Raw genomic sequence first — 14,144 nt, 5'->3', positions numbered from 1 at the left:
TCACACGCACCATTGTGGCCGAAACCTTCCGCCCCCGGTGAAACTGACACAGCCTTCCCCGGTGAAACTGCCACAGCTGCATTATTCTATGGGCATGACTCAACGCCTTGGTATCGACGATGTCCGCCCCTCCCTCTCCCATAACGCAGCCTCGAAAGCTGTAGTCGGAGAGGTTGTCCCTGTCACCGCCTTGGTGTGGCGTGAGGGCCACGATGCCGTCGCCGCGACGCTGTCGGTGTGGAACACTGACTCCCCGTCCACTTCTGCCGTAACCATGACGGTGGATCCGGAGAATCCGGATCGGGTCCACGGCGTGTTTAGCCCGGCCACCGCCGGCCGCTGGTTCTTCCGCGTCGATGCCTGGTCGGATCCGATGTCCACCTGGCGCAACGCGGTGGTCAAGAAGATGGAGGCCGGTCAATCCACGCAGGAGCTCAGCAACGATCTCTTGCACGGTGCCGAGCTCTTCGAGGAGGCGGCAATCCAGTGCCCGAGCGACAAGGCGGATCTGCTCTTTAAGGCGGCGAAGGAGCTGAAGGATGAAACGGGGGACGTCGACAAGCGCGTGCGCACCGCGCTATCCGACGAGGTCGCGGACGTCCTCCACCACCACCCCCTGCGGCACCTGCTGGTGGAGGGTGACATTCACGAGGTCCTCGTGGAACGCCGCGAGGCCCTCTACAGCTCCTGGTACGAGCTCTTCCCACGCTCCACCGGTGGCTGGGATGACGAGGGCAACCCCGTGCACGGCACATTTAAGACCACGGCACAGGCACTCGAGCGAGTGGCAGCCATGGGTTTCGATACCGTTTACTTCCCACCCATCCACCCCATTGGCAAGGTGCACCGCAAGGGCCGCAACAATTCGGTGGTGGCTGAGCCCGATGATGTGGGCTCGCCGTGGGCCATCCAAGATCACTCCACCACGCACCCGGACCTGGGCACCATGGAGGACTTCAAGGAGCTGGTCAAGAAGGCCGCTGACTTGGGCCTGGAGGTGGCCCTGGACCTGGCTCTGCAGGCCTCCCCGGACCACCCGTGGGCTAAGACCAACCCGGAATTTTTCACCGTCCTGGCCGATGGCACCATTGCCTACGCGGAGAACCCGCCGAAGAAGTACCAGGACATCTATCCTCTGAACTTCGATAACGACCCGGACGCCATCTACGCGGAAATCTATCGCATCGTCATGATCTGGATCGAGGCCGGCGTGCATACGTTCCGCGTGGACAACCCGCACACCAAACCGGCTAACTTCTGGAATTGGCTGATTTCCAAGGTGCACGTCACCCACCCGGAGGTCATCTTCCTCGCCGAGGCCTTCACCCGCGCCCCGCGCCTGTTCGGCCTGGCCAAGGCTGGATTTACGCAGTCCTATACCTACTTCACGTGGCAGACCTCCAAGCACGAGCTCACCGAATTCGCGCAGATGCACGTGGAGCAGGCCGATATCTGCCGCCCCAACCTCTTTGTCAATACCCCGGATATTCTCCACGAATCCCTGCAGACCGGTGGGCGCGCCATGTTCGCCATTCGCGCTACGCTGGCTGCGACTCTCTCCCCGCTGTGGGGCGTGTACTCGGGCTTCGAGCTCTACGAGCACCAGGCCGTCAAGCCGGGCAGCGAGGAATATCTCGACTCGGAGAAGTACGAGCTGCGCCCGCGCGACTTCCAGGCCGCCGTCAAGTCCGGTGATTCCCTGGAATCCTATATCCGCCTGCTCAACCTCATCCGCCGCGAAAACCCGGCCCTCCAGCAGCTGCGCACGCTGCGCTTCCACAACACGGATAACGAGGCCATCATCGCCTACTCCAAGGCCGATCCCGCTACCGGAAACGTGGTGCTCGTGGTGGTCAACCTGGATCCGCGCAATGCTCAGGAGGCCACGGTCTTTGTGGATCTGGCCGCCGTGGGCCGCCACCCGGGTGAACACTTCACGGTGCAGGACACCATCAGTGGTGCAGCCTACGAGTGGTCCGACCGCAACTTCGTGCGCCTGGAGCCACTACGTGACGTCGCCCACATCTTCATCCTCCCGCCAGCCCACCATGACCTGCAGGAGCACATTGCCTGGCGCCGGGTGAACGACTACCGCGCCTAGGTTCTTAGGCCCCTGAAACCCCGCGCTGAACCCGTACCCCCTTCGTGGGTAGCGCGGGGTTTCTTTTCTGCCCCGCGAGCGGGTGTTGTTCGGTAATTTGGTCTGTATGAACATCCCGGCCTCAGACCTCGAACGCCTTAACAACTGCCGCCACCACGCGCCCCATGATTTTTATGGCTGGCACGACGGAACCGTCCGCACTCGTCGCCCCGGTGCCGAAGCCGTCGAGCTCGTCACCGCCACTGAAACCGTCGCCATGCGCGCGGTTGGGGATGATATCTGGGAGGCCCCGCTCGTAGAGGAAGCAGACTACCGCCTGCGCATCACCTACCCGGGCCAGCCCGCCATCGAGGTAGCGGACGGCTATCACTTCCTGCCCACCTTGGGAACATTGGATCAGCACCTCATCGGGGAAGGCCGCCACGAGCGCCTCTGGGAAGTACTGGGTGCAAATCTCAAGAGCTACACCACCGACCTGGGTGAGGTCGAAGGAACCGCATTTGCCGTATGGGCGCCCAACGCGGAGGGCGTGGCCGTGGTCGGTGACTTCTGCGGCTGGAACCCTACCCAGTACCCCATGCGCAGCCTCGGCTCCACGGGCATTTGGGAGGTCTTCATCCCCGGTGTGGGCGAAGGCGAGCGCTATAAGTTTGCGGTCCACGGCAAGAACTCCCAGCGCATTGATAAGGCGGATCCCCTGGCCAAGCGCACCATTGCCCCGCCGGAGACCGCCTCCGTGGTGGCCCGCTCCAATTTCAAGTGGAGCGATGAAGAGTGGATGAGCAAGCGCACCGGGGACCTCGACGTCCCGATGAGTGTCTACGAGCTCCACGTCGGCTCCTGGAAGGTAGGCGCCAACTACAACAGCTTGCGTGAAGAGCTCATCCCTTACCTGGTTGAGCACGGCTTTACCCACGTGGAGCTGCTGCCCGTGGCCGAGCACCCCTTCGGCGGTTCCTGGGGTTACCAGGTCTCCGGCTACTACGCTCCCTCCGCGCGCTGGGGCTCCCCGGATGAGCTGCGCGCGCTTATCGACGACTTGCATAACGCTGGCATCGGCGTCTTCATCGACTGGGTGCCCGCGCACTTCCCCAAGGACGAATGGGCGCTGGGCCGCTTCGACGGGCAGGCACTCTACGAGCACCCGGACCCGCGCCGCGGTGAGCAGGCCGATTGGGGCACCTACGTCTTCGACTTCGGCCGCAACGAGGTTCGCAACTTCCTCGTGGCTAACGCCCTGTACTGGGCCGAGGAGTTCCACGTGGATGGCCTGCGTGTCGACGCCGTTGCTTCCATGCTCTACCTGGACTACTCCCGCGAGGAATGGCTGCCCAATATCTACGGCGGGCGCGAGAACCTGGAGGCAGTCCAATTCCTCCAGGAGACCAACGCCACGCTGAACCGTAACCACCCGGGCGTGCTGACCATCGCAGAGGAATCCACCTCCTGGCCAGGTGTGACCGCCCCGACGCATGAGGGCGGCCTAGGCTTTAGCCTGAAGTGGAACATGGGCTGGATGAACGACACCCTGGAGTACTTCAAGCACGAGCCGATTCACCGCCGCTACCACCACGGCGAGCTCACCTTCTCTATGGTCTACGCCTACTCGGAGCGCTACGTGCTCCCGTTTAGCCACGACGAGGTGGTCCACGGCAAGGGCTCCTTGTGGGAGCGCATGCCGGGCGATGACTGGAACAAGGCCGCGGGCCTGCGCGCGCTGTACGGCTACATGTTCTCCCACCCGGGCAAGCAGCTGATGTTCATGGGACAGGAGTTTGGCCAGACCACCGAATGGGCAGAGGGCCACTCCGTAGACTGGGCCAACTTGGAGGGCTGGGGCAACGAGTGGCACCACGGCATCAAGCGTCTGGTGCGCGACCTCAACGCGGTGTACAAGCAACAGCCAGCCCTGTGGACACAAGACTTTACGCAGGATGGCTTCCAGTGGGTGAAGGCTGACGACGCCAATAACAACATGCTCGGCTACGTCCGCTATGGCAAGGACGGCTCCGCCGTGTTGGCAGTGTGCAACTTCTCCGGCAGCTCGGTGCCGAACTACGACCTCTGGGTACCGCGCGATGGCGAGTGGGAGCTAGTCATCAACACAGACGACTCCGTCTACCAAGGTGCTGGCAACGACCTTGCCCACCGCGTGCGCTCCGAAGACAACCACGTACAGCTACACCTGCCGGCCAACTCGGTGCAGTGGTATGCCTTCCGCGGCTAGTTTCTAAGAACACAACTGCCCGACCTGCCAAAGATCACCGCTGAGATCGAATTCCAGCCGCTAGTTTTGGCAACTCGGGCAGTTGCAGTTTTCAGTCTTGTGCGTGAGTATCGAGGAAAGCTCTTACGCGAGCATCAATGTCATCGCGCAACGCATCCATTCGCTCCCCTCCCTCTAGACCACGCACGGACGGGTCCTCAATCTCCCAACGCTCAGCCACTCCGTCATAGTCGGCATCACCAACGATGATGACGTGATCCACCGAAGACGCGAGGCCGGCATCAAGCAACGTTGGCGTTCCTGACATGTCGGCGCCAACCTTTGCAAGAGAGGCCTGCGCCTCGGCGTTCACGCCCTGCGCACGATGCTGTTCAGTGGTCTTTACGCCTGCGGAGTGAACTTCCCAATCGGGCGCATGCTTCTTAGCTAAGGCAGCCGCCATCTGAGACTTACCGCGGTTGGTATTGCAAAGGAAAAGTACGGAGGTCATGCCTCCGCACTTTAGTCATATTTCGGTGTGCCTGTAGGGCCAGATCCCTAGTTCTTCTTCACCGCGTAGTACACCGGCAGGGACTTCCAGTTGAACGTCACGTCCTGGACGTTCTCGGACCAGCCGCCGACCACGTTTGGGTAGAACAGCGGGATTGAAGGAAGGTCACGCAGCAGCAGCTCCTGTGCCTGGTTGTAGAGCTTCGCGGCTTCCTCCTCATTTGCGGCGCCGTTGGCCTTCACAATCAGTTCATCGAACTCCGGGTTGGAGTACTTCGAGTCATTGGAAGCTACACCCGTGGTGAAGTTTGGCCCAAGGAAGTTACCCATCGAGGGATAGTCGGCGAACCACGCCGTGCGGTAGGCGCCATCCATCCGCTCGGTGCGGTAGGCATCGCGGAAGGACTTGAAGTCCGGGTAAGGGTTGCCCATGGCCTGGATTCCCAGCGTGTTGCTGATGTTGTTAGCCACGGCATCGGCCCAGTCCTTGTTATCACCATCGGTGTTGTAGTTGATCGGGAACGAGCCTTCAAAAGCACCGTACATCTTATCGGCCTCCGCCCACAGCTTCTTCGCCTCCTCCGGGTTATAGTCCAGGTTTTCCGAACCGGGCAGGCTGTCGTTGTATCCGTTCAGCACCGGTGACGTGAACTCGCGGGCCGGTGTGCGGGTGCCATGGAAGATGGTCTCCGCGATCTCCTCACGGTTGATAGCCATCGAGATTGCCTTGCGGCGCAGCGTGCCTTCTTCCCCACTAAAGTGCGGGGTCTCCATGTGGATGGACATCTCCAGATAGGTAGCGGCCGGCTTGGTCTCCTGACGGCCGGCCAGGTCCTGCTCATAGCTGCCGAAGGCAGACGAAGGAATGGCTTCGAGCACGTCGAGGTTATTCGCCAACAGGTCCATGTAGGCCGCGCTGGAATCGGCGTAGAAGGCGAATTCGATGCCGTCGTTCTGCGCTGCGCGGTCGCCCTTGTACTCCGGGTTCGGCTCGATGATCAGGTTCTGGTTGTGGTTCCATTCCTTGATCTTGTAGGGGCCGTTCGACACCGGGGATTCGCCAAAGCCCTGTGGGTCCTCCAGCGCGGCCGCGGGGACTGGGAAGTAAGCGTTGTAGCCTAAGCGGCTCGGAAAGTCGCTCTCCGGTTGGGTGAGTTCGATGGTGAAGGTGCGTTCATCGATGACCTTGAGGCCCTCCATTTCTTTGACGCCTTCCCCGTAGCCCTTGATGGAGGAGAAAAAGCTCTCATTGAGCTGCTCGTTGGCCACCGCGTAGTTCCACGTATCGACGAAGGTAACCGCGGTCACAGCAGAGCCATCGGAGAACTTCAGGTCCGGCTTGAGCGTGACCTTGTAGGTCTTCTCCCCTTCCTTGTCGATGGACTCGGCCATTTCGTTGTGCACGTTGCCGTCGGCGTCGTAGTACACCAACCCGGAAAACAGCATGTCGACGATGCGTCCGCCGCCGTTCTCGTTCGTCATCGCGGGAATGAGCCCCTGCTGCGGTTCGGTACCGAGCACGCGAACATAGTTGGAGCTGCCGGCACTATCGGAGCTATCGCTTCCGCAGGCGGCAAGGGTAAGAGCAAGAGAGGCGGCGCCGACGGCGCCGAGGAGCTTGCGCATGAGAGTCCTCCTGAAAGAGTCAAACAATTATTGTGCTACATGACACTAGAAGGAATTTAACATGAGTTGGGTCACATAATTTCTTGAACGCAAAAACCCTCAGGAGAGGACTCAACTGAGCCATCCTGAGGGTCCATCCCGCGATAGTCCGGGAAGGTCGTTCTCGGGCCCGGCACAAGCTAGGCGCTAGTAATACGCGTCTTTAGTACAGCGCGCTGGCCAACTTCGTGCGTGCGGCCAGTACGCGCGGGTCACCGGAATCAAAGAGTCCAAAGAGCTCCAAGAGGCGGGTCTTGAGCTGTTCCTTCTCATCCCCAGCGGTGCGCTTCATGGCCTCAATGAGGCGCTCGAAAGCTCGGTCAGGGGCACCGGCGACGACCTCCGCGTCGGCGGCGTCGAGTTGCTTTGACACGTCCTCTGGGGCAGCATCCGCAGCGACGATGGGATCCTCGCTACGGTTAGCCGGGTCCAAGCGCTTGAGCAGCACAGTGGTGTCGCGCGCCTGTTTAATCTCGGCATTGTCCGGCTCGGCGGCCAAAATCTCCTCGTAGGTAGCGATGGCAGCGTCGAAATCGCCACGGTTGAGCGCGTCCTCAGCCAGGCTCAGGCGCGGATCTGCTGCTTCTTCCTCTGGGCTCTCCCCCGCCACATCTTGGTCAGGCAAACCCTTGAGCTGGGGGCCGAGCTTGTCGACGATCGCCGCTACCCACTGCTCCAGGTTCTCGCGCGGCTGCCCGCCCTCGAAGTTGGTGACGGGCTGGCCGGCTGCGATGGCAACGGTGGTCGGCAGATTCTGCACGCCGAAGACCTGCGCCACCTGGGGCACGACATCAGCGTTGATATAGCCCACGATGAACTTCAGCCCACCGGCAGCCGCCATCTCCTCGAAGTCCTTCTTGAGCTGCTCGGAGGCTGGGGAGCGCGGCGAGCCGATCAGGGCGATGACGGGCACCTCGGCGGAGCGGCGCACCAAGTCATTCTCGAAGTTCTGCTCGGTGACCTCGAAGAAAGGGGCAATTCCTCCGCCGGAGTTAGCAGCTCCGGCATTTGCGGATTGAGCTTGCGCCCGCGCCTCCGCCTGCTGCTTGATGGCGCCGAGGTCGAGGGCTCCTCCTACGTACGGTCCGGTCACTTATTCTCCTCCAGGTAACGATTAACGGAATCTACTTTTTGGGTTATCTGCCCGGTCACGCCTTCGCGGATATCGGCTTTAATCACCAGGCTGGTGCGCGGCGAAACCGCGCGCACGGCATCGGTGGCTTCCTTGATAACCGCGAAGACCTCATCCCACTCACCTTCGACAAGGGTAAACATCGCATTGGTCTCATTGGGCAGGCCGGAGGCCCGGACCACACGCACGGCTTCGGCGACGGCCTCGGACATCTCGGCGCGTTCATCACCCACGACGGAGGGGGCTACGGAAAAGGCAACAATCATGCCCGCTATCCTACCGCCGCTCCCAGCAGTGCCGGTGCCAATGGCGACGGTCGTCAGCGCGCCCACCGGTATCCCGCGGCCACGCAACAATGTGCGCCACCCCAGGAGGGATGTTGTGGTTGCATCCCGGGCACACGTAGTACTTCTGGGCGGCGGCACTACCGACGTGCCGCATGAGGAATGGCTCCCCATTGGTCCAGCGCGGACCGGGTACCGTCTGGGAGCCGAGGAACGAGCTTCCATCGCGCGGCAGTGACCGTGGCTTCTCACGAATTCTGCGGTTGCGGCGTGGCACTAGAACAACCGCAGCTCATTGGACTCGATGCCGCGCAGCTCTTGGTAGTCCAGGACGACGCAACGGATACCGCGGTCTTCCGCCAAGGTCCGCGCTTGGGGCTTGATTTCCTGCGCTGCGAACACACCGTGGACCGGTGCTAGCAAGTCATCGCGGTTGAGCAACTCAAGGTAGCGCGTGAGCTGCTCGACGCCATCAATTCCGCCGCGGCGCTTGACCTCGACCGCTACGAATTCATTCTTAGAGTTCTTGGCCATGATGTCTACCGGACCAATCGCGGTGGGGTACTCGCGGCGCACCAGCGAATACTTCTCCCCCAACGTTTCGATGTGTTCCGCCAACAGCTCCTGCAAGTGGGCTTCCACGCCATCCTTGACCAAGCCGGGGTCTTCTCCCAGATCCATGTCGATCTCCTGGTGGATCTGGGCGATGGTGATACGCAGCTGCTCACCTTTCGGGTTTTCTACCAGCCACAGCTTCTCTCCTGTGTCCTCGCCGTCGATATCCTCAATCGCCGACTCCTCAAAGGTGCACGGCGGAGTCATCCAGTTCAGCGGCTTATAGGCACGGTCATCCGCATGGATGGACACCGAACCATCGGCTTTGATGAGGATGAGACGGTCCGCCATGGGAAGGTGGGCGTCGAGGCGGCCTACGTAATCTACGGAGCATTGGGCGATGACAACACGCATGCCCTCTACCCTATCGTTGGGCGCTACTTCTTTGGTAAGCGGGTAGCTCGCTGGCGCATCTGGCGATAATCCAACTTCTGTTGGCGCTTCGACGGCGCCGATTCCACCCACGCATTCAAGGCCATGATTCCGTGCGCATCAGAGGCAATCTCATAGTCCCGCCCATCGATGCTAATCCGGATGATCTGGTGACCAGAGGGCATAAAAGAAGCCTCGTCATCATCCATTGGGCGGGTGCTGCCCAGTTCGATGTCGAGGCGATTAAAGCGTTTGTTGGCGCGCGGCAATACGGAGCGAAGCTTGAAGTACTCCATGTACTCGCCGTCATAACGCACGAGGCCGTGGCGCCACGTATGGGAGTCCTTCGAAGGAAGCCGGCGCAGAAGGATGCTCGTTCCGCGGGAACGCACCGTAAAAAACCGTACTGCGGCCAGAATGACGACAACCAGAAGAATCAGTGCGCACAGACCTAAAAGAATAGATAGCCCTTGGAGCACCTGAGAGTTCATGGGGTTGATTTCCTTCACCGCGAGTAAGAAACGTTGCGTTGATTCTACCGCTCGCGGAGGAAACAATGCTAGTCCTTGCTTGACCTTTGGCGCAGATCACGAAGGAACCCCACCCCCTCATAGCGAGGGTGTGGGGTTCCTAGGTGAGAGTGGGAAGGGCGGTCATTGCTGCCCGTCGTTTCCCTCTCCGCTCATCCGTTAGCTGTTGAGGCGGCGGACGGCGCGCAATGCGGCATCGCCACGGGACCTCGTCAGCTCGCGCTCAGACTTCAGGTCTTCCTGCGCCTGAGCCTCATCGACCTCGCGAGCCCAGATGGCCCAATCGGCGAGGACGGTGATCTTGTTCTCGGACACGGAGAGGAAGCCACCCTGGACAGCGGCGACGCGACGCTCGCCGTCTGCCGGGTGGATGGTCACTACACCATTGTCGATCAACTGACCGACCATGGGCTCATGGCCAGGAAGCACGCCGATCTCACCCTCGGTGGTTTCAGCCGTCACCATGGTGGCCTTTCCGGTCCACAGCAGGCGCTCGACGGAAACCAATTCGGCGGTGATGTCAGCCATGTGCCTCTCCCTACTTCTTCTCGGTCAGCTTCTTGTACGCAGCCTCGACGTCGTCCAAGCCACCCAGGCCGTTGAAGGCCTGCTCCGGGTAGTGGTCGAATTCGCCGTTGCAGATGCGCTCGAAAGCATCGATGGTATCGGCCAGCGGCACGTAGGAGCCCGGCAGGCCGGTGAACTTCTCTGCGACGAAGAAGTTCTGGCCCAGGAAGCGCTCGATGCGGCGAGCACGCTGAACGGTGATCTTGTCTTCCTCAGACAGCTCGTCCATACCAAGGATGGCGATGATGTCCTGGAGCTCCTTGTTCTTCTGCAGAATACCGATGACACGCTGTGCCACCTCGTAGTGGCGCTCGCCCACGATGGACGGCTCCAGAATACGAGAGGTAGAGGTCAGCGGGTTCACTGCCGGGTAAATACCCTTCGAAGCAATACCACGGTCCAACTCGGTGGTGGCATCGAGGTGGGCGAAGGTGGTCGCCGGAGCCGGGTCGGTGTAGTCATCGGCCGGCACGTACACGGCCTGCAGGGAGGTAATGGACTTACCCTTGGTGGAGGTAATACGCTCCTGCAGCACACCCATCTCATCAGCCAGGGTCGGCTGGTAACCCACGGCAGAAGGCATACGGCCCAGCAGGGTCGACACCTCAGAACCGGCCTGGGTGAAACGGAAGATGTTGTCGATGAACAGCAGCACGTCCTGGTTCTGAACATCGCGGAAGTACTCCGCCATGGTCAGGCCGGACAGAGCCACGCGCATACGGACTCCTGGCGGCTCGTCCATCTGGCCGAAGACAAGTGCGGTGTCTTGAAGAACGCCCATCTCCTCCATCTCGAGGAAGAGGTCGGTGCCCTCACGGGTGCGCTCGCCGACGCCGGCGAAGACGGAGGTACCGGAGAACTCGCGTGCGATACGAGTAATCATCTCCTGGATAAGAACGGTCTTACCCACACCTGCACCACCGAAGAGGCCGATCTTGCCGCCCTTCACGTACGGGGTCAGCAGGTCGATGACCTTAATACCGGTCTCCAGGATCTCGGTCTTACCTTCCAGCTGGTCGAATGCCGGCGGCTCGCGGTGGATGCCCCACTGCTCACCGTCACGGCCCAGACCCGGCTGGTCAAGGCAGTCACCGAGGGCGTTGAAGACGTGGCCCTTGACCACATCGCCCACCGGGACGGAAATCGGCTTGCCGGTGTCGGTCACGGCGGCACCGCGGACGAGGCCGTCGGTCGGAGCCATGGACACGGCACGGACGAGGTTGTCACCGAGGTGCTGAGCGACCTCAAGGGTGACGGTCTTTGCAACAGCCTCGAGGGAAACCTCGACGGTCAGTGCGTTGTACAGTGCCGGCAGCCCGCCACGCGGAAACTCCACGTCGACGACCGGACCGATGACACGCACCACACGGCCGGCGGTAGCCGACGACTGTGTGTTCTGCTCTTGCAGAGCTGTAGTCATAATCTAGTCACTTTCTGCGCTTTCGGCGAGCGCCCCAGCGCCACCGACGATCTCTGTGATTTCTTGGGTAATCTGCGCCTGACGGGCCTGGTTGGCCACGCGCGAGAGGTCCTTGACCAGCTCGGTTGCGTTGTCAGTTGCAGACTTCATTGCGGTACGGCGTGCGGCGGACTCGGAGGCCGAGGACTCCAAGAACATCGCAAACAGGAGGCGGGACACGTACTGCGGAAGCAGTGCGTCCATGAGGGTGTCCGCATCCGGCTCGAAGTCGTAATCAGGAGTGATCTGATTGTTCGGCTCGGCGTCGGAAAGCGCGGACTCACCCATGTTGTAGTCCTCTTCCTCGATAACCGGTACCACCGGCAGCAGCTGCTGCACACGCGCGGTCTGGGTCAGCATGGACTCGAACTCGGTGTACACAACGTGGACCTGGTCGAAACCGCGAACGGTCTCGCCCTCCACGTGAATACCCTCGCGGGTCTTGGCCTGGCCATTCGAACCGGCAACGAAGCCGTCGATGATGTGGCGACGCACGTCGTGCGTCTTCTCCCAGGTCGGATCCTGCGAGAATCCAGTCCAGCTGCCTGCGACCTCGGCCTCACGGAACTTGTAGAAGCCAACGCCCTTGTTGCCGGTCACGTAGCGGACGGTCTCGAAACCCTCACTCTTGAGCAGGGCTTCCAGCTCGGCCGCCTTCTTGAAGATGTTGTTGTTGTAGCCACCGCACATACCGCGGTCCGAAGAGACCACGAGAATGGCGGCCACCTTTGCATCTTCGCGTTCCCGGAGCATCGGGTGATCCAGGGACGTGTGCGCCGCCAGCTTGTTGAGCACGTTGGACAGTTCACGTGCATAAGGCTGGGACGCCTCTACCCTGGCCTGAGCCTTGGTAATGCGCGAGGTAGCAATGAGCTCCTGTGCCTTGGTGATCTTCTTGGTGGAATTGACGGACCGGATACGGTCACGCAGTTCACGAAGATTAGCCATGGTGTTCGCTCCTCCCTTCTTTTTCTAGACGGTTAATTCTTAGAGCGTGCGAAACTCTATTTGGCCGTCTTGCGGGAGACGTTGAGCTCGGTCTTGTTCACGTCATCCGCGGCGAGCGGGTCAACCGGCGCCTCGGTGCCGAGGTTGTGGCCCTCGGTCGTGCGGAAGGACGGAGTGAAGTCCTTAGCTGCTGCAACAAGTGCATCCTTGGACTCGTCGGTCAGAGCGGTGCCGCCCTGGATCTGCTCGAACACCTGCGGGGTTGCAGAGTTGAGGTGATCGTGCAGCTCCTTCTCGAAGCGGCGTACGTCCTCGACGGGAACGACGTCGAAGATGCCCTGGTCTGCGAGGAAGATGGACACCATCTGGTACTCGACAGGCTGCGGGGAGGACTCGGACTGCTTGAGCAGCTCGACGAGACGCTCACCGCGCTCCAGCTGAGCCTTGGAGGCCGGATCCAGGTCGGATGCGAAGGCCGCGAAGGCCTGCAGATCGCGGTAGGCAGCCAGCTCAAGACGCAGGTTACCGGCGACCTTCTTCATACCCTTGGTCTGTGCGGCACCACCAACACGGGAGACCGACACACCGACGTTAATTGCCGGACGGACGCCCTGGTTGAACAGGTCGGACTCCAGGAAGACCTGGCCGTCGGTAATAGAAATAACGTTGGTCGGAATGAAGGCGGAGACGTCGTTCGCCTTGGTCTCAATGATCGGCAATGCGGTCATGGAACCTGCACCCATGTCGTCGGAGAGCTTCGCAGCGCGCTCCAGCAGACGGGAGTGGAGGTAGAAGACGTCGCCCGGGTAAGCCTCGCGGCCCGGCGGACGGCGCAGAAGAAGGGAAATCGCACGGTAGGCCTCAGCCTGCTTGGTCAGATCATCGTAAATGATCAGGACGTGATTGCCCTGGTACATCCAGTGCTGACCCAGAGCTGCACCGGAGAACGGTGCCAGCCACTTGAAGCCGGCGGCGTCGGATGCCGGAGCCGCCACGATGGTGGTGTACTCCAGTGCGCCGTGCTGCTCCAGGGTGTGGCGCACACCAGCAATGGTGGAGCCCTTCTGGCCGATGGCGACGTAGATGCAGCGGACCTGCTTGTTCTTGTCGCCAGATTCCCAGTTAGCCTTCTGGTTCAGGATGGTGTCGATACAGACAGCGGTCTTACCCGTCTTACGGTCACCAATGATCAACTGACGCTGACCGCGACCAATCGGGGTCATCGCGTCAATAGCCTTGATGCCGGTCTGCATCGGCTCTTCCACCGGCTGACGCTGCAGCACGGACGGTGCCTGCAGCTCGAGGACGCGGTCCTCTTCAGCGGTGATCGGGCCCATGCCGTCGATCGGCTGGCCCAGGGGGTTAATTACGCGGCCGAGGAATTCCTCGCCCACAGGGATGGAGAGAACCTCGCCGGTCCTCTTGACCTCATCGCCTTCTTTAAGCGACTCGAAGTTGCCCAAGACCACGACACCGATGGAGTTGGTGTCAAGGTTCTGTGCGACGCCAATCACGCCGCCGGGGAACTCGAGCAGCTCATTCGCCATGACGGACGGCAGGCCCGAAACCTGCGCAATACCGTCAGCTGCCGAAATGACCACGCCGACCTCCTCACGGGAGGCCTCCGCGGAGTAGCTCGAGGTGTAGTTCGCAATCGCGCTACGGATCTCGTCGGAGGAGATCGTCAGCTCCGCCATGTTCTTCCTGCTCTCGGTAGTATCTTCCAGCAATTACTTAATCGTTTCTGTCGTTTCG

The 14,144-nt window shown here is 61.1% G+C and carries 13 protein-coding genes; 2 read left to right on the top strand and 11 right to left on the bottom strand.

Annotated features, from left to right (window positions below; translation table 11 throughout):
- The first annotated feature begins 94 nt into the window (after positions 1-94).
- Positions 95-2,101: a maltotransferase domain-containing protein gene (locus HMPREF2967_RS08820; RefSeq protein ID WP_070686098.1), complete on the top strand. Its 2,007-nt coding sequence runs from the start codon at positions 95-97 to the stop codon at positions 2,099-2,101.
- Between the two features lie 106 nt (positions 2,102-2,207).
- Positions 2,208-4,328 (top strand): 1,4-alpha-glucan branching protein GlgB, encoded by a 2,121-nt coding sequence (glgB, locus tag HMPREF2967_RS08815; RefSeq protein ID WP_070686094.1) that lies wholly within the window; start codon positions 2,208-2,210, stop codon positions 4,326-4,328.
- A 91-nt stretch (positions 4,329-4,419) separates the two neighbouring features.
- Here the strand turns inward: glgB and HMPREF2967_RS08810 are convergent, their stop codons facing one another.
- The 11 genes from HMPREF2967_RS08810 to atpA all read right to left on the bottom strand — a co-directional run bounded on the left by HMPREF2967_RS08810 (position 4,420) and on the right by atpA (position 14,086).
- Entirely contained in the window at positions 4,420-4,818 is a 399-nt protein-coding gene (locus HMPREF2967_RS08810; RefSeq protein ID WP_070531156.1) for an arsenate reductase/protein-tyrosine-phosphatase family protein, read from the bottom strand.
- 47 nt (positions 4,819-4,865) lie between these two features.
- Positions 4,866-6,443: a peptide ABC transporter substrate-binding protein gene (locus HMPREF2967_RS08805; RefSeq protein WP_070686093.1), complete on the bottom strand. Its 1,578-nt coding sequence runs from the start codon at positions 6,441-6,443 to the stop codon at positions 4,866-4,868.
- 202 nt (positions 6,444-6,645) lie between these two features.
- Positions 6,646-7,575 carry a tetratricopeptide repeat protein gene (locus HMPREF2967_RS08800; RefSeq protein WP_070686091.1) on the bottom strand — a complete coding sequence of 310 codons (930 nt, stop codon included), beginning with the start codon at positions 7,573-7,575 and terminating at the stop codon, positions 6,646-6,648.
- Positions 7,572-7,880, bottom strand: coding sequence for a thiamine-binding protein (locus HMPREF2967_RS08795; protein WP_070525199.1), 309 nt, complete (start codon positions 7,878-7,880; stop codon positions 7,572-7,574). The genes HMPREF2967_RS08800 and HMPREF2967_RS08795 overlap by 4 nt, the downstream gene beginning before the upstream one ends.
- Positions 7,881-7,890: 10 nt before the next feature.
- Complete coding sequence (locus tag HMPREF2967_RS13455) at positions 7,891-8,175, bottom strand: hypothetical protein (RefSeq protein WP_083312608.1); 285 nt, start codon at positions 8,173-8,175, stop codon at positions 7,891-7,893.
- A complete protein-coding gene (gene nucS / locus HMPREF2967_RS08790; protein ID WP_010187052.1) occupies positions 8,175-8,867 on the bottom strand; it encodes an endonuclease NucS in 693 nt (230 codons plus the stop codon). The genes HMPREF2967_RS13455 and nucS overlap by 1 nt, the downstream gene beginning before the upstream one ends.
- A gap of 23 nt (positions 8,868-8,890) precedes the next feature.
- A complete protein-coding gene (locus HMPREF2967_RS08785; protein WP_070531163.1) occupies positions 8,891-9,376 on the bottom strand; it encodes a DUF2550 domain-containing protein in 486 nt (161 codons plus the stop codon).
- A 198-nt stretch (positions 9,377-9,574) separates the two neighbouring features.
- Positions 9,575-9,943: a F0F1 ATP synthase subunit epsilon gene (locus HMPREF2967_RS08780; RefSeq protein WP_070686084.1), complete on the bottom strand. Its 369-nt coding sequence runs from the start codon at positions 9,941-9,943 to the stop codon at positions 9,575-9,577.
- 10 nt (positions 9,944-9,953) lie between these two features.
- Positions 9,954-11,402 carry a F0F1 ATP synthase subunit beta gene (gene atpD / locus HMPREF2967_RS08775; protein WP_070528745.1) on the bottom strand — a complete coding sequence of 483 codons (1,449 nt, stop codon included), beginning with the start codon at positions 11,400-11,402 and terminating at the stop codon, positions 9,954-9,956.
- A 3-nt stretch (positions 11,403-11,405) separates the two neighbouring features.
- On the bottom strand, positions 11,406-12,389 hold the full coding sequence (locus HMPREF2967_RS08770) for a F0F1 ATP synthase subunit gamma (RefSeq protein WP_070531166.1): 984 nt from the start codon (positions 12,387-12,389) through the stop codon (positions 11,406-11,408).
- Between the two features lie 56 nt (positions 12,390-12,445).
- Entirely contained in the window at positions 12,446-14,086 is a 1,641-nt protein-coding gene (gene atpA / locus HMPREF2967_RS08765; RefSeq protein WP_070525183.1) for a F0F1 ATP synthase subunit alpha, read from the bottom strand.
- Positions 14,087-14,144 lie beyond the last annotated feature (58 nt).

The organism is Corynebacterium sp. HMSC059E07, from assembly GCF_001814395.1.
Taxonomy (GTDB): Bacteria; Actinomycetota; Actinomycetes; order Mycobacteriales; family Mycobacteriaceae; genus Corynebacterium; species Corynebacterium hesseae.
This window is presented reverse-complemented; position numbering and strand designations above follow the sequence as displayed.

What these genes read in the sequence shown, in the direction of transcription:
- HMPREF2967_RS08805 (WP_070686093.1), bottom strand. Translation starts at nt 6,443, where the DNA reads ATGCGCAAGCTCCTCGGCGCCGTCGGCGCCGCCTCTCTTGCTCTTACC.
- nucS (WP_010187052.1), bottom strand. Translation starts at nt 8,867, where the DNA reads ATGCGTGTTGTCATCGCCCAATGCTCCGTAGATTACGTAGGCCGCCTC.
- HMPREF2967_RS08795 (WP_070525199.1), bottom strand. Translation starts at nt 7,880, where the DNA reads ATGATTGTTGCCTTTTCCGTAGCCCCCTCCGTCGTGGGTGATGAACGC.
- HMPREF2967_RS08770 (WP_070531166.1), bottom strand. Translation starts at nt 12,389, where the DNA reads ATGGCTAATCTTCGTGAACTGCGTGACCGTATCCGGTCCGTCAATTCC.
- HMPREF2967_RS08810 (WP_070531156.1), bottom strand. Translation starts at nt 4,818, where the DNA reads ATGACCTCCGTACTTTTCCTTTGCAATACCAACCGCGGTAAGTCTCAG.
- HMPREF2967_RS08785 (WP_070531163.1), bottom strand. Translation starts at nt 9,376, where the DNA reads ATGAACTCTCAGGTGCTCCAAGGGCTATCTATTCTTTTAGGTCTGTGC.
- atpA (WP_070525183.1), bottom strand. Translation starts at nt 14,086, where the DNA reads ATGGCGGAGCTGACGATCTCCTCCGACGAGATCCGTAGCGCGATTGCG.
- glgB (WP_070686094.1), top strand. Translation starts at nt 2,208, where the DNA reads ATGAACATCCCGGCCTCAGACCTCGAACGCCTTAACAACTGCCGCCAC.
- HMPREF2967_RS08820 (WP_070686098.1), top strand. Translation starts at nt 95, where the DNA reads ATGACTCAACGCCTTGGTATCGACGATGTCCGCCCCTCCCTCTCCCAT.
- atpD (WP_070528745.1), bottom strand. Translation starts at nt 11,402, where the DNA reads ATGACTACAGCTCTGCAAGAGCAGAACACACAGTCGTCGGCTACCGCC.
- HMPREF2967_RS08780 (WP_070686084.1), bottom strand. Translation starts at nt 9,943, where the DNA reads ATGGCTGACATCACCGCCGAATTGGTTTCCGTCGAGCGCCTGCTGTGG.